The following is a 22,009-nucleotide window of genomic DNA, read 5'->3' on the forward strand; positions in this document are numbered from 1 at the left end:
GGATCTACGACTTCCGGTCGGCGAAGGTCGGCTGGCGAAGGTGTTCCGGACGCCTCCCCGTCCTCTGCTCAGCGTGATGCTGGGGGCGGATGACCGGTCCGGCTAGGGTGGCGATCATGCGGATTGGCATCGTGATCCTGCCGGACCAGCGGTGGGCGGAGTCGCAGCGTCGCTGGCGGCAGGTCGACGAGTGGGGCTTCGACCACGCCTGGACGTACGACCACCTGGGTTGGCGTGACCTGGTCGACGGCCCGTGGTTCGACTCGATGGCCACGCTGACCGCGGCCGCCACGGTGACCTCGCGGATTCGACTGGGCACCCTCGTGGCGTCGCCGAACTTCCGGCACCCGGCCGCGTTCGCCCGGCAGATCACCACCGTGGACGACGTCTCCGCCGGCCGCCTGCTGCTCGGCCTGGGAGCGGGTGGCATCGGCTTCGACTCGGCGGTGCTGGGTGGTGAGACCCTGCCGCCGCGTCAGCGGGTCGACCGGTTCGCCGAGTTCATCGAGTTGTTGGACCTGATCCTGCGGGAGGACGGCACCACCTGGCGTGGCGACTGGTTCGCCGCGGTGGATGCCCGCAACAACCCCGGCTGCGTGCAGCAGCCTCGGGTGCCGTTCGTGGTGGCCGCCAACGGGCCACGGTCGATGCGGTTGGTGGCCCGCTTCGGGCAGGGCTGGGTGACCACCGGCACCGGTGACGACAACGACCTGGCGGCCTGGTGGGCCAGTGTGTCGGCGCTGTCCGCGCGGATGGACCGGACCCTGGACGAGGCCGGCCGCGACCCGGCCAGTCTGGACCGCTACCTCTCACTGGACGCGGCGCCGGTCTTCTCGCTCAGCAGCGCACAGTTCTTCGCCGACCAGGTCGGCCGGGCCGCCGAGCTGGGCTTCACCGACGTGGTGACGCACTGGCCGCGCGCCAGCAGTTGGTACGCCGGTGACGAGGCCGTCCTGGTGGACGTGGCGACGCGGTTGCTGCCACAACTACGCGGCTGAGGCCGCCACACCGAGCCGGCCGGGGCGGCCGGTCAGGTGCCGAGGTCGCCGCTGGCCACACCGCCCTCGCCACCGGAAACCAGGCGGAAGCGCAGGCAGACGATCGGGGTGTCGCCGTCGACCGGCGTGCCGAGCCGCGCCCAGTAGGTCGAGTGCCCGGCCCGCCACTCCTCGATCGAGCGGTCACCCTCACCCTCGGCGTGGGCGAAGTCCCAGGGCACGTCGGCGAAGCGGACCACCTCGACTCCGGTGATCTCCACGACGCCGGTCAGTGCGTTGTCGTCGTCGACCAGGGCCAGGCGTTCGCCGACGTGCTCCAACTCCTCGCCTTCTTCCGCGTACTCGGCGAGCCGGCCGGCCGTCGCGGTCTTCACACCGGCCAGCACCAGGGTGTTGAGGGTCGACCGCAACTCGCCGGGGGTGCCGAGGGCGAGGGCGCGCAGTTCACCGATCCGAGGCCACATCCTGCCGAGGCTAGGCCAGCGCGGCCGGGGCCGCCGCCGCAATACCCGCTCAGATCAGTTGGCCGGCGTAGCCGGGTGCGGTGAGAAGCCGCTCGTCAGCACTGGTCGCGTACGCGTCGAGGATCGCGTCGGCGAGCTTGACCACGTGTTCGTCGCCGTGGCGGGCCGCGCGGGCGAAGACCTCCGCCGGCGTCGCTGGGGTCACTGTGGGTGGCGCGATGCCGTTGGCTGGGGCGTACACGGAGGTCATGGCCGCCGTCGCGGCCCAGGCCGCGGCGAGGCTCGGCGCCCACAGACCCCGGTCCAGTGCCGGCAGGGTACGCAGCACGGCGGTCGGCGCGGTGACCGCGTGCACCAGCATGACCGGCGCGGCGTGTCCGAAGCGCAGGTAGTCCAGGCCGGCCCGGTGCACCAGCGTGGTGAGCCCGCGCTCCGCCTCGGCCGGGCTCCGCACGGGGCGCAGCGTCGCGACTGCCGGCTCCCATCGGGGTACGCCCGGCAACTGCTCCAGCCGATCCCGGACGCCGCCGGTCTGGTCGTCGATCCGGGGCAGTCCCGCCAGCGCGGCCGCCACGTCGTTGTCGTCGGTGCCTGGCTGGTCCGTGACGCCGGTGAGCAGCCGGTCGGTGCCGGGGATCGGCTGCCACCGGGCCGCCCAGTAGCCGAGGGCCTGGCCCAACTCGGTGAGCCGCTGTCGGTTTCCGTCGTCCGGGTCGAGCGCGCGTACGGCGTGCCCGACCCGGATCACACCGTGCGTGGCGCCGGCGGCGATGCCCGGCAGCAGCCGGGGCCACCAGGTGCCGAGCACCGCACGCCACGGGTGTTCGCGCAGTTGCCTGTCGAAGTAGTCCAGCCAGTCGCCGGCGCGCTTCGGATCACCCAGCGCTGACCGCCAGTCGTCGATCGGGTGCAGCCCTCGGGGCAACTCGTCGAGGCGGCCGAGGTAGTCGTCGAGCCAACGGTGCACCCGGTGCGGGTGCCCGTGTCGGACCAGCGCCTCGACGGCCATCGGCCCGTGGTTGGACAGCCAGCCCTGGTATTCGGGGCCGGTGCGGTGCAGCCGCTCGTACGCCTCGTCGAGAACTCCGTCGCTCATCCGCCGATCGTCGGTGTTGAACCTCGCTTCAGGTCAAGAGGGCAGATCCGCGGCGTCGATCAGGCCGGTGATCCGTAGGTCGGCCACGACCTCGGGCGGGCAGTCCACGGCCACCACGGCGGTGCCCAGCACCTCGGCGCCCCGCGCGGCGCAGATGTCGTAGAGGGCGTGTAGCTGCGCGCCGGTACGTACCCAGTCGTCCACCACCAGCACCCGGTCGTCGGGGCCGAGGTGTCGGTCCCGTACGGCGAGGTCAATCCGTCGGCCCCGGTAGTCCGGTGGGCTCTGCGCCCAGGTGAGTGGCCCGGCCGGCAGTCGCCCGTCAGCGGGCTTGTGGGCGGCCACGAAGCCGACCCCGAGGGCGGTGGCGGCCAACGGCCCGAGGAGCAGCCCGGTGACGGCCGGCGCGAGCACCACAGTGGGCCGGGCGGCTCGGTACGGTGCCACCAGGGCCGGCCCCAGCTCGGCCAGCACCGCCGGGTCCCGCCACCAACCGGAGATGTCGCTGACCAGGTGACTGGTGTCCGGGCCGGGGTCGATCCACTGGAACAGGGCGGCCAGGCGTTCGGTCAGATCGGCGGGCATCCGCTCATCCTGCGGCACGGGCGGCGGGCGTGGCGGCACCCGGGCCACCCGGCCCACCCCGGGTCGGATGATCGGCTACACGTATCTGGGTAAATACGGGCATACCACCATGATCACGTTGACTTCGGAAGTGCTTCTCTCGTTACGGTCCGACCCGGTTTGTTCAGACGACGAAAGGACCGGGCCGGTGGCAGGCAAGCACTCCCGTACCCGCATCTTCTCCTCCCCGGCGGGCATCGTGGCCACCGCGGCGGTCGGGGTCGCCCTCGCCGTCGGAGGCACTGTGGGCGCCGTGCAACTGGTCTCCGGCCCCGACCAGTCGGGGCAGGTGGCTCTCGACCTCACCCCGACCACCGCCGCGAGCAGCCTCGCCCCCAGCTCCCCGGCCGTCACCCCGAGCGTCAGCGCCTCGCCCAGCGTGACCGCCAGCCCGTCGGCGACCCGGTCGCAGCAGGCCGCCTCCCGGGGCAAGGAGCGCACCTCGTCGCCGAAGCCGAAGCCGAAGCCGACCGTCAAGAAGACCACGGCAGCGGCGAAGGTGCTGGAGAGCGGTTCCTGCGGTGCCTCGTTCTACTCCGACGGGCAGCTCACCGCCAACGGCGAGTCGTTCAACCCCAACGCGCTGACCGCCGCGCACAAGACACTGCCGTTCAACACCAAGGTCCGGGTGACCAACCCGGCGAACGGCAAGTCGGTGACGGTGCGGATCAACGACCGCGGCCCGTTCATCGACGGCCGCTGCCTGGACCTCTCCCGGGCCGCCTTCGCCAGCATCGCCTCGGTCGACGTGGGCGCGCTCACCGTCCGCTACGAGGTCCTCGGCTGAGCGGGACCGGCGACGCCGATTCGGCCGGCCGACTGGGCCGGCCGGACAGAACCTCCTCGGACGACGGGTCAGGTTCATTCACCGGTTCACGTGGATCAGGCAAACTGTCCCTCGTACCCACGCGACTCCTCCAGTCGGGCCGTCGCCCGCTGAGCCCCGGATCCCGCGCCGGCCTCGGCGCGGCCCTCGTTCTGCTCGCGATCGTCTCGGCGGTGGAGGCGGCGGACGGCCGCAAGGTGCACTACGTCGCGCTCCTGGCGGCCGCACCGGTTCTCGCCGCCGCCCTGGCGTCCTGGCTGGTGGTCCTGGGGGTGGGCGTCGCGGCGACAGTGATCGGCGCCGGCTTCGCGCTGGTCGCGCCGAAGGTCTCGTTGGCCACCTCGGTCAGCGTTGTCGCGGTCGCGCTCGTCACCGGGATGGCCGTGGCGGTGGCCTGGGTTCGCCAGCGGCAGGCCGAGCGGATCGTCGAGCTGACCAAGCTCGCCGCAGTGGCCCAGCAGGCGGTGTTGCGCCCGCTCGGGCCGCAGGTCGGCACGCTCTCGGTCGCGGGACGCTACATCTCCTCCACAGCGACGGCCGAGATCGGCGGCGACCTGTACGAGGCGATCGACACGCCCTACGGCGTCCGCATGATCATCGGTGACGTGCGGGGCAAGGGCCTGGACGCGGTCCGGCTGGCCAGCATCGTCCTCGGTTCCTACCGGCATGTGGCCTACGAGCGGGCCGACCTGCGGGCCGTCGTCGCAGACCTGGACCGCGCGGTGGCCCGCAACGTCGGCGACGAGGACTTCGTCACGGCGGCACTGGTCGAGGAGCGTGGCGGCACCCTCACGATCGTCAACTGCGGGCATCCGCCACCGCTGCTGCTACGCCGGGGTGCGGTGATCCCACTGGAACCGCCGGCCCCGGCGCCTCCGCTCGGGTTCATGCCGGTGGTCCGCCCCCGGGTCGAACGCCTGGAGCCCGGGGACCGGCTGCTGCTGTTCACCGACGGTCTCGGCGAGGCGCGAAGGGACGGCGAGTTCTTCCCGACCGCCGACCGGGCCTGGCGACTGCTCGGCCACGGCACTGTCGCCGACGGGCTGGCATCGCTGGAGACCGCCCTGGTCGAGTGGGTGCACGGTCGGCTCGACGACGACATCGCCCTGGTCCTGATGGAGTACGTGGGTGCCCGTACCGGCGCGGCCGTCGCCGTCCCGAGCTGGGAGGTCGGCGCCGCCGAGAGCTGAGCCGACCGACCGCGCCCGCAGGTGTGTAATCGCCGTCACTTGGGTGATCCGCTTGTCGCTGCCTACCCGCGAGTAATACAGTCGGGGTTACTGATCGGTAACACCTGTCCGGAAGCGGGGCCAGCGAGCATGACCCACTACAAGAGCAACCTCCGGGATCTCGAGTTCAACCTGTTCGAGGTCTTCGGGGCGGACCAGGCGTTCGGCCAGGAACCGTACTCCGAACTCGACGCCGATACCGCCCGCACTTTCCTCTCCGAGCTTGATCGCCTCGCTCGCGAGGACCTGGCCGCCAGCTACACGGACAGCGACCGCAACCCGCCGGTGTTCGACCCGGCCACGCACACCGCGCCGCTCCCGGAGTCGTTCAAGAAGTCCTACCAGGCATTCATGGACTCCGAGTTCTGGCGCCTGGACCTGCCGCCGCACCTGGGCGGCACCAACGCGCCGCGCGCCCTCTGGTGGGCCCTCGCCGAACTGGTGCTCGGCTCGAACGCCCCCATCTGGATGTACGCGTCCGGCCCCTCCTTCGCGCACGTCCTGCACGTCGAGGGCACCGAGCAGCAGAAGCGGTGGGCCAAGCTCTTCATCGACAAGCAGTGGGGCTCCACGATGGTGCTCACCGAGCCGGATGCTGGCTCGGACGTTGGCGCGGGGCGCACCCGGGCGATCCAGCAGCCCGACGGCACCTGGCACATCGAGGGTGTGAAGCGCTTCATCACCTCGGGTGAGCACGACCTGAGCGACAACATCGTGCACTACGTGCTGGCCCGTCCGGTCGGCGTGGAGGGCGTCGGCGGTCCCGGCACCAAGGGCCTGTCGCTCTTCGTGGTGCCGAAGTTCCACTTCGACGAGACCACCGGCGAGCTGGGCGAGCGCAATGGCGTCTACACCACCAACGTCGAGCACAAGATGGGCCTGAAGGTCTCCAACACCTGCGAGCTGACCTTCGGCGAGCACGGCGTACCGGCCAAGGGCTGGCTGCTGGGCGACAAGCACGACGGCATCCGGCAGATGTTCATGATCATCGAGTACGCCCGGATGCTGGTTGGCACCAAGGCGATCGCCACCCTCTCCACCGGCTACCTCAACGCCCTTGAGTACGCGAAGAGCCGGGTGCAGGGCGCCGACCTGATCCAGCAGGCGGACAAGACCGCGCCGCGGGTCACCATCACCCACCACCCGGACGTGCGCCGCTCGCTGCTGCTGCAGAAGTCGTACGCCGAGGGCCTTCGCGCTCTGGTCCTCTACACCGCCACCTGGCAGGACAAGGTCGCCATCGCCGAGGCGGCCGGCGACGAGAAGGCCACCAAGCTGGCCAAGCGGGTCAACGACCTGCTGCTGCCGCTGGTCAAGGGCGTCGGTTCGGAGCGGGCGTACGAGATGCTCGGGCACGAGGCCCTGCAGACCTTCGGCGGCTCCGGCTTCCTCCAGGACTACCCGCTGGAGCAGTACGTCCGGGATGCCAAGATCGACACCCTGTACGAGGGCACCACCGCCATCCAGAGCCTGGACCTGATCTTCCGCAAGATCGTTCGGGACAACGGCAAGGCCCTCATGGCGGTCGCCGGCGAGATCCAGGAGTTCATCTCCTCCGAGGCGGGCAACGGCCAGCTCAAGGAGGAGCGGCAGGCGCTCGGCAAGGCGCTCGGCGAGGTGCAGAACATCCTCGGTGTGATGACGGGCTGGCTGGGCGAGGCGCAGAGCGGCGACACCCGCGCCCTCTACAAGGTCGGGCTGAGCAGCCGGCGCTTCCTGCTGGCCATCGGCGACCTGGTGGTCGGCTGGCTGCTGCAGCGGCAGGCCGAAGTGGCGCTGAAGGCCCTGGCCGGCGAGGTTTCCGCCAGCGACAAGGCGTTCTACACCGGCAAGGTGGCCGCCGCCCGCTTCTTCGCCCGTGAGGTGCTGCCCCGCATCGGTGCCGACCGGCGGATCATCGAGGGTGCCGACCTCGACATCATGGACCTCCCGGAGGAGGCCTTCTAGGTTCTGTGCTGGGTCGCACCACCCGGCACCGGCGGCCGGTGGGGCTTCTGCCCCGCCGGCCGCCGCCGTCTCACCCTGGCCACGGCACGTATTGGCCGAGCCCGGTCGGGTATGCCGCTGGCGTGGCGGGTAACCGTCGCGTGACCTCGAAAGGGAACGCCCAGAGCCACCGCACGGGGGAGTGCAGCGCACATGGGTGTAGGAAGCGGCATTTTTCTCATCGCGATCGGCGCGATCCTGACCTTCGCGCTGAGAGCCAACGTCTGGTGGATCGACGTACGGGCGGTCGGCTGGGTGTTCATCCTGGCCGGGCTGGCCGTACTGCTGACCACGGTCTGGTTCTGGCAGGACCGGCGCAAGCGGGCTCGAACCCTCATCGTGGAGGAGAACCGGCTGTCTCATCCGACGGCGATGATGCCGCCACCGCCGGACCCGCCGCCACCAACCGCGCCGCCGTCCTGATCCCCGCACAACGCGTACCCCTGAGCCACCCGCCGGATCGGCGGGTGGCTCAGCCGCGTGCGGTGTGCCGAGCCGTGAGTGGCGCTCCCGACCTGCTCAACTCCATCCAGCTGGGCGGGCAGCGGTGCACCGCCAGCTCGGCGGTGCGCAAACCCTCGTCGTCCACTCCCTCGGGATCGAGGAGCGCGGAGAGCAGCGAGATGCCCGGATTGTGGGCAATGAGCAATGCCGTGCGGGCCTCCGGGTCCACCGTGCGGACCAGCGACAACAACTCCTCGGGGTGCGCGTCGTACGCACCCGGCTCATAGCGGACGGTCGGGCGAGGACCAGTCGGGCCACCCTCCGGCGGCGAACCGGTCATCCCCATCGCCACCCCGTGCCAGGTCTGCCGGGTGCGTCGGGCCGTCGAGCAGATCACCACGTCGGGCAGCAGCCCATGGTGCGCCAACCAGGCCCCAGCCGCAGCCGCGTCGGCGTTCCCGCGTGCGCTCAGCGGCCGCTCCGCGTCGTCCGCCGCGTCGCTGCCCTGCTCGGCCTTCGCGTGCCGCAGCAACACCAGTGTCAGTGTGTCGGGGTCGGCGTCCGTCATGCCCCCAGCTTGCCCGATTGGCGATCTCCGTGCCTGGGTAAGTCGATGGATGCCGCACCCCTACCGACGGCCGCGGCGCGACGTACGCCAGGTTAGAGCCGAGGAGCGAGACATGGGCATTGGTGGCAGCATCTTCTTGATCGCATTAGGCGCGATCTTCGCGTTCGCAGTGGAAGCCGACCTGGGCTGGCTGGACCTGGCCGTGGTCGGCTGGGTGCTGATGCTCACCGGCGTCGCCGGCCTGCTCACCACCCTCTACTTCTGGAACAGCCGCCGCCGCCCGGCGGTGGCCGCGCCGGTACGCGAGGAGCGCGTGGTGGCCGACCGGGTCGTGCCGGTCCAGGACAACCAGGTCGTGCAGGAGTACCGCGAGGTTCGTCGGCCGGGCCGACCCGTCTGATCCTCGCCCACACACTCCGGGGTCCCGCAGCGTCGCGGGGCCCCGGCTCACGTCTGCGCCCCGGCTGGTGTGTGCGCCCGGTTGCTGTGTGCGCCCTGGTTGGTGTGTGCGCCCGCGCGTGTGGGGCCTGGCTCACGTGTGCGCCCGGCTTTTGCGTGTGCGACGGGACCGCCGCCGCCCCGCTACCCCTGCCAAGATCCGCACACTTTCGGGGAAACTGCTGCTTGAGGGCGTGTCGAGGCAGCAGTTTCCCCGAAGTTGTGCGGATCTTGAGGGCGGGCCCGATCCCGGGAGCGGTGATCGGCCGAAGATCGTGCTCGATCCAGGAAGTAGGGCTTTCGGGTGCGAGCGAGGCCACTACATCCATGATCGAGCACGATCATGGCGGCTGCCGCCGTGTCGTTCCCGGCGAGCGGCGTTCCCGGCGAGCGGCGTTGCCGGGACCACGACGCCGGCTGCGCTCGCGCCGGGGTGGGTTCGCGCGCCGGGCTGCGTTCGCTGGGCCGGTTGCGTTCGCGCCGGGGTGGGTTCGCGCGCCGGGCTGCGTTCGCTGGGCCGCCTGCGCCCCGGCAGTTTGGGGCCGGGCCTGCGTCGTGGTCGTTTCGGGCCGTGTCCTGCGTCCTGGCCGTTTGGTCAGGCGAACAGCGCGAAGTAGATCGCGATGTGGTGACAGAGAGCCGCCAGCAGCGTGCAGGCGTGGAAAAACTCGTGGTGGCCGAAGACGGTCGGCCACGGATTGGGTCGGCGCAACGCATAGAAGACCGCGCCGACGCTGTAGATCGCACCACCGACGATCAGCAGCACCAGTGCCGCGACGCCGCCCCCGTGCAGGATCTCCGGCAGCATGGCCACCGCCACCCAGCCCAGCGCCAGGTAGAGCGGCGCGGACACCCAGCGCGGCGCGTGCGGCCAGATCACCTTGACCGCCACGCCGGCCAGCGCGCCGCCCCAGACCAGGGCCAGCATCACGGTGGCCGGCCGGGGCGCGAGCAGCATCGCGCAGAGCGGTGTGTACGTGCCGGCGATGAACACGAAGATCATCGAGTGGTCCATCCGGCGCATCACCTGGTAGCCGCGCTCTGACCACACACGACGGTGGTACAGCGCGCTCGTGCCGAAGAGCCCGCAGACCGTCAGGCTGTAGATGAGGCAGCTCACCAGGGGTGCCCACCCCGGCCGAGTGGCAGCGATCGAGCAGAGCACGATGCCGCAGACCACGGCGACGAAGAAGGCGTACGTGTGCAGCCAGCCGCGCATCCGGGGCTTACCGATGTCGACCGGCTTCAGGCGAAGCGGGGCGGAGGTGGTCACCCAATCAGGTTACGGCACCGTAGGTTACTTGTAAGTAGTGGCGTTGGTGACACCCGGCACCGTCAACGTGAACACCGGATCGGCGCGACATCGGCGAGGATGAGCGGATGCGGATCCGACCCGTCGGGGCGCACGCCCTGCTACTCGACTGCACCACCCCGGCCGACACCCCCGAAGCCGTGGCCGACATCCCGGAGGCCGCATTTGTCGAAGCGTGGCGGGCCGAGCTGTGGCGGCGTCGGGAGCGGGGCGACCTGATCGCCGTGGAGATCGTGCCGGCGGCCCGGACCGTGCTGCTCGACGGCCTGCCCGACCCGACCACCACGGCCGAGCAGTTGACCCGATGGACGTCTGCCGTCACCGCCGCGATCACCCGCCCCGACCAGGCCCACGCCGAAGCCCACGCCGAGGCCGGAGCCAAATCCCACGCCAAAGACCACGCCCACGCCAAAGACCACGCCCACTCCAAGGCCGAAGCCCAGGCCGGAGCCGACGCCGACGCCCAAGCCCAAGCCCAAGCCCAAGCCCAAGACCGCAACGCCACAGCCGAAGACGGGGCCGAAGACGGGGCCGACGACGCGGCGGACGTTGTCGTACCGGTCACCTTCGACGGGCCGGACCTGCCGGCGGTGGCGGAGCACTGGGGCGTGGACGTGCCGGCAGTGCGGCATCGGTTGACCAGCACCCGGTTCCGGGTCGCCTTCTGCGGCTTCGCCCCCGGATTCCCCTACCTGACCGGGCTGCCCGCCGAGTTGGCACTGCCCCGGCTGGCCACGCCCCGTCCCCGGGTGCCGGCCGGCTCGGTCGCGTTGGCCGGCCCGTACGCCGGCATCTACCCGGGCGCTTCCCCGGGCGGCTGGTTGCTGGTCGGTCGGACCGACCTGGTGCTGTTCGACGTGGCCGCCGACCCGCCGGCCCGACTTGGTCCGGGCACCACTGTGCGGATGGTGGCGGCGTGACCCACCCGGCCACCATCGAGGTGCTCCGCGCCGGTGCGCTCACCACGGTGCAGGACCTGGGCCGGCCCGGCTGGGCGCACCTGGGGGTACCCCGGTCCGGCGCCCTCGACCCGGGTGCCCTGCGGTTGGCCAACCGACTGGTCGGCAACCCGGAGCACGCGGCTGGCCTGGAGATCACCCTGACCGGTTGCACAGTGCGGTTGACCCGGGCGGCCACGGTGGCGGTCACCGGCGCCGAGGTCCCCGTCCAGGCGGGTGTCCGGCCCGGTGACACCGGACGCCCGCTCACGGTGCCGGCCGGAACGGTGCTGCGGATCGGTCCCGCCCGGCGGGGCGTACGGAGTTGGCTGGCGGTGGCGGGCGGCATCGACGTGTCACCGGTGCTCGGTAGCCGAGCCACCGACACCCTCTCCGGGCTCGGCCCGCCCCGGCTGCGGGACGGTGACCTGCTGCCGCTCGGTGATCCGGTCGGCACCCCCGCACCGGTGGACCTGACCGTGTGCCCCACGCCGCCTGAGGAGCTGCACCTGACGCTGGGCCCCGGTCCTCGGGAGGACTGGTTCACGCCGACCGCGTTCGACCGGCTCTTCGGCAGCGCGTACACCATCAGCCCGGTGAGCAACCGGGTCGGCGCGCGGCTCGCCGGCGCGGCGCTGCCCCGCGCGGTGGCCGGCGAACTCCCCAGCGAGGGAATCGTGCTCGGCGCGGTGCAGGTGCCGGCGGACGGACAACCCCTGATCTTCCTCGCGGACCATCCGACCACCGGTGGATACCCCGTCATCGGGGTGGTCACCGACGTGACCCCGCTCGCGCAGGCCCGGCCAGGTACTACCGTCAGATTCCATGGACCTCAACGCTGACCTGGGCGAGGGATTCGGCATCTGGCGACTCGGTGACGACGAGGCGCTGCTGAGCCTCGTCACCTCCGCCAACGTCGCCTGCGGCTTCCACGGCGGTGACCCGTCCACCATGCGGCGGGTCTGCGAGGGCGCTGCGCGGCGCGGGGTCGCGGTGGGTGCGCAGGTCGGCTACCGGGACCTGGCCGGTTTCGGCCGGCGGCACATCGCGTACGACTTCGCGGAGCTACGTGACGAGGTGACCTACCAGTTGGGGGCGTTGGACGCGTTCTGCCGGCTGTTCCGCACCCGGGTCCGCTACCTCAAGCCGCACGGCGCGCTCTACCACGCGGCCAGCACCGACGAGTCCCAGGCGGCGGCGGTGGTCGCCGCCGTCAGCGGTTACGACCCCGAGCTGCCCGTACTCTGCCTTCCCGGCTCGACGCTCGCCCAACTCGCCGTGGGCGCGGGCCTGCCGGTGGTTGCCGAGGCGTTCGCCGACCGCGCCTACCTGCCCAACGGGGCGCTGGTGCCGCGCGGCACCCCCGGAGCGGTGATCACCGACCCCGAGCAGGTCGCCGAACGGGCGGCGCGGATGGCCACCGAACGCAGCGTGGTGGCGGTCGACGGCACCGTCATCCCGTGCTCGGTCGACTCGATCTGCGTGCACGGCGACACCCCAGGCGCGGTCTCCGCAGCCGAACTCGTCCGCGCCACCCTGATCGACGCCGACATCACACTGGCCCCGTTCGCCTGATCGGAGGGGCCCGGTTGGGCCCCTCCGACCGCGTCAGGCGTCCAGGCCGCGGAGCACGCGTCAGGCGTCCAGGCCGCGGAGCACCAGCGGCAGCCGGGTCACGGCGCCGTCGACCACCCGGACCGGTACGCCCCAGTCCTGCCGGGTCAGGTGGCACGCCGCGTGCTCGACGTCCGCGTCACAGGTCGCCGCCTGCGCGGTCACCTGAAGCACCCCCGCGGTGACCTCGCCGTTGAGCACCAGCCGGCGGGACAGCTCGGTGCCCGTGCCGGCACCGTCCACCAGCAGCTCCGGTGGGGAAGCGGAGACCACCAGCCGGGTCGACGGCCCGTACGTCTCGTCCAGCTTCTGCCCCGGCGCCGGGGTGAAGACGATGTCCAGGGTGACCTCGCCGGCCGCGACGTCGGTCGGCTTGCGCTCGGTGCGGTGCCGAGGCCCGTCCACAGTGCTGGCACCCGCAGCCGACAGGGCACCGGGGGCGAGCCGGGTCAACCGGTGCGCGGCGGACTCCACCACCAGCACCTCACCCGACGGGGTGAGCACCAGGTCGCTCGGCTCCGCCAACCCGTCGGCGACGGTGGAGACCTGGTTGCTGGCCGGGTCGAAGCGGCGCACCGCGCCGTTGTACGTGTCCGCGATCAGCACCGAGCCGTCCGGCAGCGCGCACACGCCCAGCGGATGCTGGAGCAGCGCCGACTCCGCCGGACCGTCCACGTGACCGAAGTCGAACAGGCCCTGCCCGACGGCGGTGCCCAGCACACCGTTCTCGACGTACCGGATCGAACTGGACTCGCTGTCGGCCACCCAGAGCCGGGTGCCGTCGGCGGAGACGGAGAGCCCCGACGGCTGGGCCATCCACGCCTCGGCCAGCGGGCCGTCGCGCAACGCCTCCACCGTGGTGCCGGCGTACATGCCGGCGGTCCGCTTGATCGGGTCGAACCACCAGAGCTGGTGGATACCGGCCATCGCGATGATCAGCTTGTCGTCGTACCAGGCCAGGTCCCACGGGGAGGAGAGGTCGACGGCGAACGCGTCGTGGGCGTGGTCGTCGACCTCGGCGCGCCACTGCCGCCCACTGCCGGCCACGGTGACCACCTCGCCGGACTCCAGCCGTACGCCGCGCAGCAGGTGGTTGACCGTGTCGGCCACCACCAGGTCGTAGCCGGCCACCTCGGCGACGTGCGTGGGCAGCAGACACACCCCCTGCGGCTCGGAGAACGTCGCCGCGGCGGCCGGCCCGTCCGCCCGGCCGCGCTCACCCGAGCCGATCCGACGCACCGGCGTCTCGCCGTCCGGGTCGATCTCGACCAGGGAGTGCCGGGCCGAGTCCGAGACCAGCAGGTTGCCGTTGGGCAGCAGCACCGCCTTGCCCGGGAAGCGCAGCGCGGTCTCCGGTGCTGGCGGCGGGACGTACGGGCCGTTTCCACGGTGCAGAGTGCCCTTGGCCTCGTGGGTGGCGACCAACTCGTCGATCAGTCGGGCCAGCCCCTCGGCGTGCCCCTCGCCGGCCATGGTGGCCACCACGTAACCCTCGGGGTCGATCACCGACAGGGTCGGCCAGGCCCGGGCCGCGTACTGCTGCCACATGTCCAGCTCAGGATCGTCGAGTACGGGGTGGTGCACCCCGTACCGCTCCACCGCGGCGGCGAGCGCGTCGGCGTCCTTCTCGTGCTCGAACTTCGGCGAGTGCACGCCGATCACGACGAGCACGTCGCCGTACTTCTCCTCCAGCGGGCGCAGCTCATCGAGCACGTGCAGGCAGTTGATACAGCAGAACGTCCAGAAATCCGCAATGACGATCTTGCCGCGAAGGTCGGCGAGCTTGAGGTCGCGTCCACCGGTGTTCAGCCAGCCCCGACCGCGCAGTTCGGGAGCCCGTACTCGTGCGCTCATGCACCCATCGTGCCTGACCACCGGCCCGCGTCCGGCCGGAGGGGGCGAGATTCGGTACCACCTGCGGGTACGACGACGGCGGGGTCACGGTTGCCCGTGACCCCGCCGTCGATGCAGCTACTTCGTGGCCGGCTTCAGGCAGAGCACCCGGTTGGTGCCCTCACCCGGCAGCACCACGTGGGGCTGCGTCGTGTCGGTGCACTTCTCCTTGGCGTCCACCTTCGAGACGATCGTGAACGCGCCCGCCTCGCCGCAGTCCGCCGCCGAGGCGCCGCCCTGCCCGGACTGCTTCACGCAGGTGCCGACCGCCGGGTCGAAGGCCGGCGTGTCGTTCCCGCCGACCTTGCCGAGCAGCAGCAGCAGGCCGAGCGGCACCGCCAGGATGAGCATCGCGGCGATCAGCACCGCGGCCAGCACCCTGCCGTTGCGTACCTTCGGCGTCGGTGGCTCCACCTTCGGCTCGTCGGCGGCGTCCGGCTTGAACGCGTCGAACCGGCCCTGGTCCGCCTGGCCGGTCTCCTGGCCCCAGGACGACGCGGGCTGCGGCGGTGGCGGGAACGACGGCGGGAAGCCGCCGCCCGGCACCGGTTCGGTCGCCGGCCCGCCGAAGCCTGGCGCGCCGGAGCCCGGGCCACCGAAGTTCGGCGCACCGAAGGTCGCCGTTCCGTTGGCGGCGCCGGCGGCGGGCGACCCGGGGCCGCCGAACTGGTCCGCCGGCGGTTCGGCACCGGAGTGCGGGCGGGTGCCGTTCACCGGCCTGTTGTTGCCCGGGGCGTCGACGAAGGACGGCACACCGGGCGGGAACGCCGGCGGCGCCGACGGGGCCTCGTTGAACGCGTTCGGTGCCGGCTGCCGGTCGTCGAAGCGCGGATCGGCCGGGGACTCGCCGCCCCAGCCGGGCCCAGCCTGCCGCTGCGCGTCGTTCTGCCAGTCGGGTGCGGACTGCTGCCGCTGCGCGTCGTTCTGCCAGTCGGGAGCGATCTGCCGCTGCCCCTCGTGCTGCCAGTCGGGCCCAGCCTGCCGTGGCGCGTCGTTCTGCCAATCCGGAGCACCCTGGCGGTCGGCGCCCGAGTCGCCCTGGAACGCCTCCGGCTCCGGCTCGGCCTCCGGCTCCGATCGTGCCGGACGGCCGTACACCCGGGGTTGCGGGGTGGCCGTGCCGGTCGGTCGGATGGCCTGGTCGGTCGGGGGCATCACCCGGCTGGCCAGCGGCACCGAAGCGCTCGCTGTGGCCCGGGCCGCTGCGCCAGCCGCCGACTCGGCGTCCGACACCGGTACGACCGCGCGGCCCGCTCCGGACTCCGGAGAGGTACGCGGGGCGGGCACCACAGCGCCGCTCGTGGAGACGTCCTCGGAGCGGCCACCGTACTGCGCGGCGGCGTCCGGGGTCTCCCGCTCGGCGTAGGCGGGCTGCTCGGGGATCGGAGCGAACTGGGCCTGGGGCGCATAGTCGGCCGGCGGGGCGGCAGCCAGGCTGGCACCCGGGACGCGCTGCTCCTGCGGGGGCAGCGGCACCGCGTTCGCCGGCGAGATGCCCGGTGCGGGCCCAGGCTGGTAGGCCGGTGCCTCGTCGCCTCGGTCCGCCTCCCAACCGCCGCGGGACTGGGCGGAAGCCTCGGCCTCCGCGCGACCCCACACCTCACCGGGGGCCCACGGCTCGACCTCCGGCACGCCGCCGGAGTTGCCCTGGGCGGCGTTGTCCGGGCCGGCGGCCCAGTTGGGCGCGCCGCCGCTGGTCGGCACGCTGGCGCTGGCGCTGGCGCTGGCGCGGGCGGGGAGGTTGCTCGGCTCTGCCGGGGTCCACCCTGCCTGCTCCGGCCGCTCGGTCGGCTGCTCGGGTTGGGAGAGCACCCAGTCGGGCTGCTGCGGACGGCCCTCGGCCTCACCCCAGGCGGCCGGCTGCGCGGGCTGGTCCTGCCGCGCGTCGCTGCCGTCGTTCCACACTGCGGGCTGCGCCTGCTGCTGCTGCGCGGCCCACCCGCCAGAGTTGGCCGGATCGTCCTGCGCGGGCCAGTTCGTCGTCGGGGCCGGGACCTGGGCGGCGCCACGGGCCGGGCTCGGCTGGGCGGCCTGACCCCAGCCGGGGGCGGGCTGCTCGGTCGCCTCGGCGGGCTGGCCCCAGGTCGGTGGCGACTGCTCCGCTGGCGTCCACACCGGCTGGTCGTCGCGGGAGGCGCCGGCGGCGGGCCAGCCGCCGTTGCCAGCGGCCTGGTCCTGCTGAGCGCTGCCGGACCAGCCGGCGGCCTGCGGTGCATCGGATTGCGGAGATTCGGTCGCCCGCCAGTCGGCGGCGGGCGGGCTGGCCTGCGCCGCGCCGCCCCAGCCGCTGGCCGGGTCCTCCTGGGCGGGCCAGGCGGCGGTGGCCGGGGGAACCTGCGCGGCACCCCGTGCGGCTGGCTGGGCCTGAACCCAGTCCGGCTGCTCAGCGGGGGCGTTCGGGGTCCAGGTCGGTGCGGGTGTGCCCTGCTCGGCGGGCGTCCAGCCCTGCTGCTGCGCGGCCCAGGGGTCGGGCTGCGCCGGAGCTGGCGCGCCATCATTGCCGGGCCACGTGCCGGGCTGCTGCTGCGGCGGCTCGCTCGCGCCACCGCCGGCGGCCCAGGCGGGCTGCGCCGGGTCGTTGGGCTGCCCAGCGGCGGCGGCACCCCAGGCGGGGGCCGGCGGCTGCTCGGACTGGGTCGCCCATGCCGGCGCCGACGGGCTGGGCCGTGTCGGGGGCGGGGGTGCCCAGCCCAGGTCGGGGCCGGCGGCGTTCTGGCCGTTGTCCGGCTGCGCCGGGCGGTCGCCGTACGGCGCCGGTCCGCCGGCGCCCGGTGACACCTCGTCCGGCTCTTGGCCGGGTCGGTGCGGGCCCTCGGACGTCATGGGTGCGCCTCCTCCATCACATGTCGGCTCGCCGGTGCCGATCGGTCTCCTCGGCGTGGCTGCCGGCGTCACCGGCGTACCGCTGTGCCGGCTCCCCGCACGGTATCGGGTGGTGGCACGACACGTCCAAGGAGCACTGGTCGTCACTCACCGTGGCCGGTTGATGTCGAGCAGTTTTTGTCGGCTCGGCCTCTGCCGGGTCGGCGGGCGGCGACCGAAGCCCACCGTACCGGGCGCTGCGGCAGGGCGGAATCCCGGTGGTGGTGGTTGGGAAACGCCGATGGCCCACCCGGTGGGCCGGGTGGGCCATCGATCTGGAGGAGGTGAGGAATGTCGTGGAGCGTCAGCTCATGTGACGCTGGGCGATGACGAGGATCTCCTCGCGAACCGCCGGCGAGTTCGCCGAGCGCAGCGCGTGCTCGATGGCACGGGCGCGGCGGGTCGCGTCGCGGTGGTTGCGGATTCGCTCGATCATGCTCATTGGTGGGTCCCCCTAGCTATTCGGTTGTCAGCCCCTGATGCCTCTATTCAACAGCAGAAGCCGCCGAATCTCCATCGATTATTAGGTGAGCTGAGACACCTGCCTAACAATCAAAGGTCAACAGGCCATCTGGCCGATGGTTTCGTCGCCCAACGGACACGGCCGGTGTGCCGGGCGTTAACCCGTGGCACACCGGCCGTGGCTGGCCTCCGAAACGATCAGGTCCAGGCGAGCAGCGCCGCCTCCGGATCCGTGAGGAAGTCGCCGACGTCCCGCAGGAACTTCGAGCCCAGCTCACCGTCGATGATCCGGTGGTCGAAGCTCAGGCCCAGCGTGGTGACCTGGCGAACCTTGACCTTGCCCTTGTGCACCCAGGGCATCTCCCGCACCGCGCCGAAGGCCAGGATCGCGGACTCACCCGGCGGCAGGATCGGTGTGCCGGTGTCCACCCCGAACACGCCGACGTTGGTGATGGTCAGGGTGCCGCCGGACATGGCCGCCGGCGAGGTGCGGCCGGACTTCGCCGTCTGCACCAGGTCGGTCAGCGCGTCCGCCAACTCCCGCAGCGAGAGTCGGCCGGCGTCCTTGACGTTGGGCACGATCAGACCGCGCTCGGTGGCCGCCGCGATGCCGAGGTTGACGTACTCCTTGACCACGATCTCGTCGCCCGCCCAGGTCGAGTTGACCATCGGGTGCCGTTGTACCGCCAGCAGCACCGCCTTCGCCACCAGCAGCAGCGGCGAGACCCGTACGTCGCGCCACTCCCGTCGGCCGCGCAGCCGGTCCAGGGCCTTCATCGCCCGGGTCACGTCGACGGTCAGGAACTCCGTCACGTGCGGGGCGGTGAACGCCGAGCGGGACATGTTCTCGGCGGTCAGCTTGCGGACGCCCTTGACCGGGATGCGCTGCTCCCGGTCCGCGCCGAAGCTGGGCGCGGTCGTCGCCGCGATCGGCTCGGCAACCACCACGCTCGCACCGCTCGCCGCCTGCTGCACGTCCTCCCGGGTGATCGAGCCAAGCGGCCCGGACCCGGTCAACGTGCCAAGGTCGACCCCGAGATCCTTGGCGAGCTTGCGCACCGGCGGCTTGGCCAGCACGCCGCCAGTGGCCGTCGCGGCCCGCCCGTTCTGAGCCGGCGCCGCCACCGGCGTGACCACCGGTGGTGGAGTCGGCGCGGTCGGTGCGGGAGCCGCCACGGCCTGTGCCGGGACCGCGCCCTTGCGGGGGCGGCGCTTCGCGGCTGTCGTCCGTGGGCCGTAGCCGACCAGCACCGCCGTCCGCCCGCCAGGGGCCGCACCGCCGATCAGGCCGGGCTCGATCATGCCCTCGGCCGGTGCCACCTCCACCGCCGCCAGCGAGGCCGCCGACGGGGTGGGCAGGTCACCGCTGGGCGTGGCCGTGGTCGACGGCGCCTCCAGCGGCCCGGCACCCGGGTCGGTGTCGATCGCGATGATCGGCGTACCGACCTCGACCGTGGTGCCCTCCGGGTGGTGGATCGCCTGCACCTGCCCGGCCCACTTCGCCGGGATCTCCACTGCCGCCTTCGCCGTCTCCACCTCGACGATCGGCTGGTTCAGCTCGATGGTGTCGCCGACCTTGACCAGCCAGGCCAGGATCTCGCCCTCGGTCAGCCCCTCGCCCAGGTCGGGCAGGTTGAACGTCTTGATCCGGGACATGTCGCTCACCAGCCGAAGGTGCGGTCGACAGCGTCGAGCACCCGGTCGAGGTCGGGCAGGTACTCCTCCTCCACCCGGGCGGCCGGGTAGGGGGTGTCGAAGCCGGTCACCCGCAGCACGGGCGACTCCAGGGAGTAGAAGCACTCCTCGGTGATCCGGGCGGCCAACTCGGCGCCGAGGCCGATGTTGGACGGCGCCTCGTGCACCACGACCACACGGCCGGTGCGCTTCACCGACTCGTACGCCGCGGTCAGGTCCAGCGGCGAGAGCGAGCGCAGGTCGATGACCTCCAGCTCCCGGCCGTCCTCGGCGGCGGCGGTCGCCGCATCCAGACAGGTCCGCACCATCGGGCCGTAGGCCAGCACGGTGACGTCGGTGCCGGGCCGCACGACCCGGGCCGAGTGCAGGGGGTACGCGTCGGACAGCGGTGCGTCCAGGTCGACCTGGCCCTTTTCCCAGTAGCGCCGCTTGGGCTCCAGGAAGACGATCGGGTCGTCCGAGGCGATGGCCTGCTGGATCATCACGTACGCGTCCTGCGGGTTGGAGCAGGTCACCACCTTCAGGCCGGCCGTGTGCGCGAAGTACGCCTCCGGCGACTCGGAGTGGTGCTCGACCGCGCCGATGCCGCCGCCGAACGGGATCCGGATCACCATGGGGATGCTGAGCCTGCCGCCCGAGCGGTAGTGCATCTTCGCCACCTGCGACACGATCTGGTCGTACGCGGGGTAGACGAAGCCGTCGAACTGGATCTCGCAGACCGGCCGGTAGCCGCGGATGGCCAGGCCGACCGCGGTGCCGATGATGCCGGACTCGGCCAACGGCGTGTCGATCACCCGTTGGTCGCCGAAGTCCTTCTGGAGACCGTCGGTGATCCGGAAGACGCCGCCGAGCTTGCCGACGTCCTCGCCCATGATGACGACCTTGGGGTCGTTCTCCAGGGCGCGGCGCAGACCGGTGTTGAGGGCCTTGCCGATGGTGAGCGTCTCCGTGGCCATCAGTGGGCGCTCCCCTCGAACGACTCCATGTAGCGGCTGAACTTCGCGCGCTGCTCGTCGAGCAGCGGTGACCCGTTGGGGTAGACGTGGTCGAACATCGTCACCGGCTCCGGGTTCGGCATCTCGAGCACCCGCTCGCGCAGGTGCACCGACTCGCGGCGGGCCTGCTCGTCGACCTCGGCGAAGAAGTCCGCGTCGGCGATCTGCTGCTTCTCCAGGAATGCCTTGACCCGGGCGATCGGGTCCTTGGCCTGCCACGCCTCGACCTCGCTGGCGATGCGGTAGCGGGTCGGGTCGTCGGAGGTGGTGTGCGCGCCCATCCGGTAGGTGTACGCCTCGATCAGGCTCGGGCCCTGCCCGAGGCGGGCGTTGTCCAGCGCGGTGCGGGTGACCGCGTACGTGGCGAGCACGTCGTTGCCGTCCACCCGTACGCCGGGGAAGCCGAAGCCGGCGGCCCGCTGGTAGAGCGGGACACGGGTCTGGCGCTCCAGCGGCTCGGAGATCGCGTACTGGTTGTTCTGGCAGAAGAAGACCAGCGGCGCGTTGAACACGCTGGCCCAGACGAACGCCTCGTTCACGTCGCCCTGGCTGGTGGCGCCGTCGCCGAAGTAGGCGATCGCCGCCTCGCCGTCGTCGGTGCCGGTCTTGCCGTCGATGGTGATTCCCATCGCGTAGCCGGTCGCGTGCAGGGTCTGCGCGCCGATGACGATGGTGTACATGTTGAACTTGAACTCGTTCGGGTCCCAGCCGCCCTGGTCGACGCCGCGGAACAGGCCGAGCGGCATGATCGGGTCGATGCCCCGGCAGTAGAGGACGCCGTGCTCACGGTAGGTCGGGAAGGCCATGTCCTGGGTACGCAGCGCCCGCCCGGAGCCGACCTGGGCGGCCTCCTGGCCCAGCAGGCTGGCCCAGAGGCCCAGCTCGCCCTGACGCTGGAGAGCGGTCGCCTCGGCGTCCAGCTTCCGGACCAGCACCAGGTCGCGGTAGAGACCGCGGTATTCCTCGTCGGTGAAGTCGACGCGGTACTCGGTGCCGTCCGGCCCGGTGGCGCTGTCGATCCGCTCGCCTTCGGGGGTGAGTAGCTGCACCAGCGCGGGGTCGCCGGCCGCGCCCTTCCTGGAGCGGGATGCAGCCCGCCTGCTGCGGGTGGTGCCCCCGGGGTCGCCCTTTGCCATCGGTCTCTCCCTGTCGTGTCTGCGTCGGCACCGGGGGGTCACCCGGCCGCGCAACTCGTGCGCCTGCCCGGCTGCTGCCGGACCGGTTCCTGGCGGCCGCGCCTAGCCCCGGTGGGGGTTGCCGCACGGCGTGATCCGGGTTCTGGCCGAACCCGGATCGGGAGCGCCGGCGCTCAACCGCGCCTGCCGCGAGGGTGCGCGGAGGTCACGGCTGCGTTGCCGTCGTGCTCCATATTCGCAGAGCAGGTGAGCGCGCCCACAGTACGCCTGCCTCCGCAATCCGACCGCCCATGCTTTGACGCCGTTTGTCGCCATCATGCCGGCCCGCGTTTCCCATGCGTTGCGGCACGATTCGTCACCGTTCGGGCAGCACCGCGTGTCGACACGCGGTGGAGGTTTGCTGACCCACTGTGACTGCGCGAGGCTGAT

General features: G+C 72.1%; 20 protein-coding genes. 9 read left to right on the forward strand and 11 right to left on the reverse strand.

What is annotated here, in order from left to right:
- The first annotated feature begins 89 nt into the window (after window positions 1–89).
- Window positions 90–998, forward strand: a complete 909-nt coding sequence (locus MED15_RS19810; RefSeq protein WP_112736591.1) for an LLM class flavin-dependent oxidoreductase — start codon at window positions 90–92, stop codon at window positions 996–998.
- A 32-nt stretch (window positions 999–1,030) separates the two neighbouring features.
- On the opposite strand, the gene MED15_RS19815 is transcribed toward MED15_RS19810, so the two are convergent.
- Genes MED15_RS19815 through MED15_RS19825 form a run of 3 tightly spaced genes read right to left on the reverse strand, consistent with a single transcriptional unit; the run spans window position 1,031 to window position 3,143 of the window.
- Window positions 1,031–1,462: an ASCH domain-containing protein gene (locus tag MED15_RS19815; RefSeq protein ID WP_112601097.1), complete on the reverse strand. Its 432-nt coding sequence runs from the start codon at window positions 1,460–1,462 to the stop codon at window positions 1,031–1,033.
- A gap of 49 nt (window positions 1,463–1,511) precedes the next feature.
- Window positions 1,512–2,558: a questin oxidase family protein gene (locus MED15_RS19820; RefSeq protein WP_112736593.1), complete on the reverse strand. Its 1,047-nt coding sequence runs from the start codon at window positions 2,556–2,558 to the stop codon at window positions 1,512–1,514.
- A 33-nt stretch (window positions 2,559–2,591) separates the two neighbouring features.
- On the reverse strand, window positions 2,592–3,143 hold the full coding sequence (locus MED15_RS19825) for a phosphoribosyltransferase family protein (protein ID WP_112700120.1): 552 nt from the start codon (window positions 3,141–3,143) through the stop codon (window positions 2,592–2,594).
- Between the two features lie 187 nt (window positions 3,144–3,330).
- Between MED15_RS19825 and MED15_RS19830 the strand changes: the two genes are divergently transcribed.
- The 4 genes from MED15_RS19830 (at window position 3,331) to MED15_RS19845 (ending at window position 7,646) form a co-directional block, all read left to right on the forward strand.
- Complete coding sequence (locus MED15_RS19830; protein WP_208646699.1) at window positions 3,331–3,969, forward strand: septal ring lytic transglycosylase RlpA family protein; 639 nt, start codon at window positions 3,331–3,333, stop codon at window positions 3,967–3,969.
- Between the two features lie 104 nt (window positions 3,970–4,073).
- Entirely contained in the window at window positions 4,074–5,198 is a 1,125-nt protein-coding gene (locus MED15_RS19835; protein WP_112586070.1) for a PP2C family protein-serine/threonine phosphatase, read from the forward strand.
- A 129-nt stretch (window positions 5,199–5,327) separates the two neighbouring features.
- On the forward strand, window positions 5,328–7,184 hold the full coding sequence (locus MED15_RS19840) for an acyl-CoA dehydrogenase (RefSeq protein ID WP_112601100.1): 1,857 nt from the start codon (window positions 5,328–5,330) through the stop codon (window positions 7,182–7,184).
- 192 nt (window positions 7,185–7,376) lie between these two features.
- Window positions 7,377–7,646, forward strand: a complete 270-nt coding sequence (locus MED15_RS19845; protein WP_030487564.1) for a DUF6458 family protein — start codon at window positions 7,377–7,379, stop codon at window positions 7,644–7,646.
- A 49-nt stretch (window positions 7,647–7,695) separates the two neighbouring features.
- Here the strand turns inward: MED15_RS19845 and MED15_RS19850 are convergent, their stop codons facing one another.
- Window positions 7,696–8,235 carry a SixA phosphatase family protein gene (locus MED15_RS19850; RefSeq protein WP_112601101.1) on the reverse strand — a complete coding sequence of 180 codons (540 nt, stop codon included), beginning with the start codon at window positions 8,233–8,235 and terminating at the stop codon, window positions 7,696–7,698.
- 112 nt (window positions 8,236–8,347) lie between these two features.
- Between MED15_RS19850 and MED15_RS19855 the strand changes: the two genes are divergently transcribed.
- Window positions 8,348–8,635, forward strand: coding sequence for a DUF6458 family protein (locus MED15_RS19855; RefSeq protein ID WP_112736597.1), 288 nt, complete (start codon window positions 8,348–8,350; stop codon window positions 8,633–8,635).
- A gap of 633 nt (window positions 8,636–9,268) precedes the next feature.
- On the opposite strand, the gene trhA is transcribed toward MED15_RS19855, so the two are convergent.
- Window positions 9,269–9,946 (reverse strand): PAQR family membrane homeostasis protein TrhA, encoded by a 678-nt coding sequence (trhA, locus tag MED15_RS19860; protein ID WP_112601190.1) that lies wholly within the window; start codon window positions 9,944–9,946, stop codon window positions 9,269–9,271.
- Window positions 9,947–10,053: 107 nt separating this feature from the next.
- On the opposite strand from trhA, the gene MED15_RS19865 reads away from it, so the two are divergent.
- Genes MED15_RS19865 through MED15_RS19875 form a run of 3 tightly spaced genes read left to right on the forward strand, consistent with a single transcriptional unit; the run spans window position 10,054 to window position 12,498 of the window.
- Window positions 10,054–10,905, forward strand: a complete 852-nt coding sequence (locus tag MED15_RS19865) for a 5-oxoprolinase subunit B family protein (protein WP_112736599.1) — start codon at window positions 10,054–10,056, stop codon at window positions 10,903–10,905.
- A complete protein-coding gene (locus tag MED15_RS19870; protein ID WP_112586080.1) occupies window positions 10,902–11,765 on the forward strand; it encodes a 5-oxoprolinase subunit C family protein in 864 nt (287 codons plus the stop codon). The genes MED15_RS19865 and MED15_RS19870 overlap by 4 nt, the downstream gene beginning before the upstream one ends.
- Window positions 11,749–12,498 (forward strand): LamB/YcsF family protein, encoded by a 750-nt coding sequence (locus MED15_RS19875; protein WP_091396260.1) that lies wholly within the window; start codon window positions 11,749–11,751, stop codon window positions 12,496–12,498. The genes MED15_RS19870 and MED15_RS19875 overlap by 17 nt, the downstream gene beginning before the upstream one ends.
- A 60-nt stretch (window positions 12,499–12,558) precedes the next feature.
- Here MED15_RS19875 and MED15_RS19880 read toward each other — a convergent pair whose 3' ends face one another.
- The 6 genes from MED15_RS19880 to pdhA form a co-directional block, all read right to left on the reverse strand.
- On the reverse strand, window positions 12,559–14,391 hold the full coding sequence (locus MED15_RS19880; RefSeq protein ID WP_112601192.1) for an NHL domain-containing thioredoxin family protein: 1,833 nt from the start codon (window positions 14,389–14,391) through the stop codon (window positions 12,559–12,561).
- Between the two features lie 117 nt (window positions 14,392–14,508).
- Window positions 14,509–17,253, reverse strand: coding sequence for an LppU/SCO3897 family protein (locus MED15_RS19885; protein WP_112736601.1), 2,745 nt, complete (start codon window positions 17,251–17,253; stop codon window positions 14,509–14,511).
- Between the two features lie 343 nt (window positions 17,254–17,596).
- Window positions 17,597–17,734: a hypothetical protein gene (locus tag MED15_RS33570; RefSeq protein ID WP_165435866.1), complete on the reverse strand. Its 138-nt coding sequence runs from the start codon at window positions 17,732–17,734 to the stop codon at window positions 17,597–17,599.
- Window positions 17,735–17,952: 218 nt separating this feature from the next.
- A complete protein-coding gene (locus MED15_RS19890) occupies window positions 17,953–19,410 on the reverse strand; it encodes a dihydrolipoamide acetyltransferase family protein (RefSeq protein WP_112586427.1) in 1,458 nt (485 codons plus the stop codon).
- Between the two features lie 5 nt (window positions 19,411–19,415).
- Window positions 19,416–20,405 (reverse strand): alpha-ketoacid dehydrogenase subunit beta, encoded by a 990-nt coding sequence (locus MED15_RS19895; RefSeq protein WP_091396229.1) that lies wholly within the window; start codon window positions 20,403–20,405, stop codon window positions 19,416–19,418.
- Window positions 20,405–21,580, reverse strand: coding sequence for a pyruvate dehydrogenase (acetyl-transferring) E1 component subunit alpha (pdhA, locus tag MED15_RS19900; RefSeq protein ID WP_091396226.1), 1,176 nt, complete (start codon window positions 21,578–21,580; stop codon window positions 20,405–20,407). The genes MED15_RS19895 and pdhA overlap by 1 nt, the downstream gene beginning before the upstream one ends.
- Window positions 21,581–22,009 lie beyond the last annotated feature (429 nt).

The organism is Micromonospora noduli (genome assembly GCF_003264475.1).
In the GTDB taxonomy this organism is placed as follows: Bacteria; Actinomycetota; Actinomycetes; order Mycobacteriales; family Micromonosporaceae; genus Micromonospora; species Micromonospora noduli.

Coding starts and splice junctions, on each gene's coding strand:
- MED15_RS19825 (WP_112700120.1), bottom strand. CDS start 3,143: ATGCCCGCCGATCTGACCGAACGCCTGGCCGCCCTGTTCCAGTGGATC.
- MED15_RS33570 (WP_165435866.1), bottom strand. CDS start 17,734: ATGAGCATGATCGAGCGAATCCGCAACCACCGCGACGCGACCCGCCGC.
- MED15_RS19840 (WP_112601100.1), top strand. CDS start 5,328: ATGACCCACTACAAGAGCAACCTCCGGGATCTCGAGTTCAACCTGTTC.
- MED15_RS19815 (WP_112601097.1), bottom strand. CDS start 1,462: ATGTGGCCTCGGATCGGTGAACTGCGCGCCCTCGCCCTCGGCACCCCC.
- MED15_RS19895 (WP_091396229.1), bottom strand. CDS start 20,405: ATGGCCACGGAGACGCTCACCATCGGCAAGGCCCTCAACACCGGTCTG.
- pdhA (WP_091396226.1), bottom strand. CDS start 21,580: ATGGCAAAGGGCGACCCCGGGGGCACCACCCGCAGCAGGCGGGCTGCA.
- MED15_RS19885 (WP_112736601.1), bottom strand. CDS start 17,253: ATGACGTCCGAGGGCCCGCACCGACCCGGCCAAGAGCCGGACGAGGTG.
- MED15_RS19850 (WP_112601101.1), bottom strand. CDS start 8,235: ATGACGGACGCCGACCCCGACACACTGACACTGGTGTTGCTGCGGCAC.
- MED15_RS19810 (WP_112736591.1), top strand. CDS start 90: ATGACCGGTCCGGCTAGGGTGGCGATCATGCGGATTGGCATCGTGATC.
- MED15_RS19845 (WP_030487564.1), top strand. CDS start 7,377: ATGGGTGTAGGAAGCGGCATTTTTCTCATCGCGATCGGCGCGATCCTG.
- MED15_RS19890 (WP_112586427.1), bottom strand. CDS start 19,410: ATGTCCCGGATCAAGACGTTCAACCTGCCCGACCTGGGCGAGGGGCTG.
- MED15_RS19875 (WP_091396260.1), top strand. CDS start 11,749: ATGGACCTCAACGCTGACCTGGGCGAGGGATTCGGCATCTGGCGACTC.
- MED15_RS19865 (WP_112736599.1), top strand. CDS start 10,054: ATGCGGATCCGACCCGTCGGGGCGCACGCCCTGCTACTCGACTGCACC.
- MED15_RS19880 (WP_112601192.1), bottom strand. CDS start 14,391: ATGAGCGCACGAGTACGGGCTCCCGAACTGCGCGGTCGGGGCTGGCTG.
- MED15_RS19820 (WP_112736593.1), bottom strand. CDS start 2,558: ATGAGCGACGGAGTTCTCGACGAGGCGTACGAGCGGCTGCACCGCACC.
- MED15_RS19855 (WP_112736597.1), top strand. CDS start 8,348: ATGGGCATTGGTGGCAGCATCTTCTTGATCGCATTAGGCGCGATCTTC.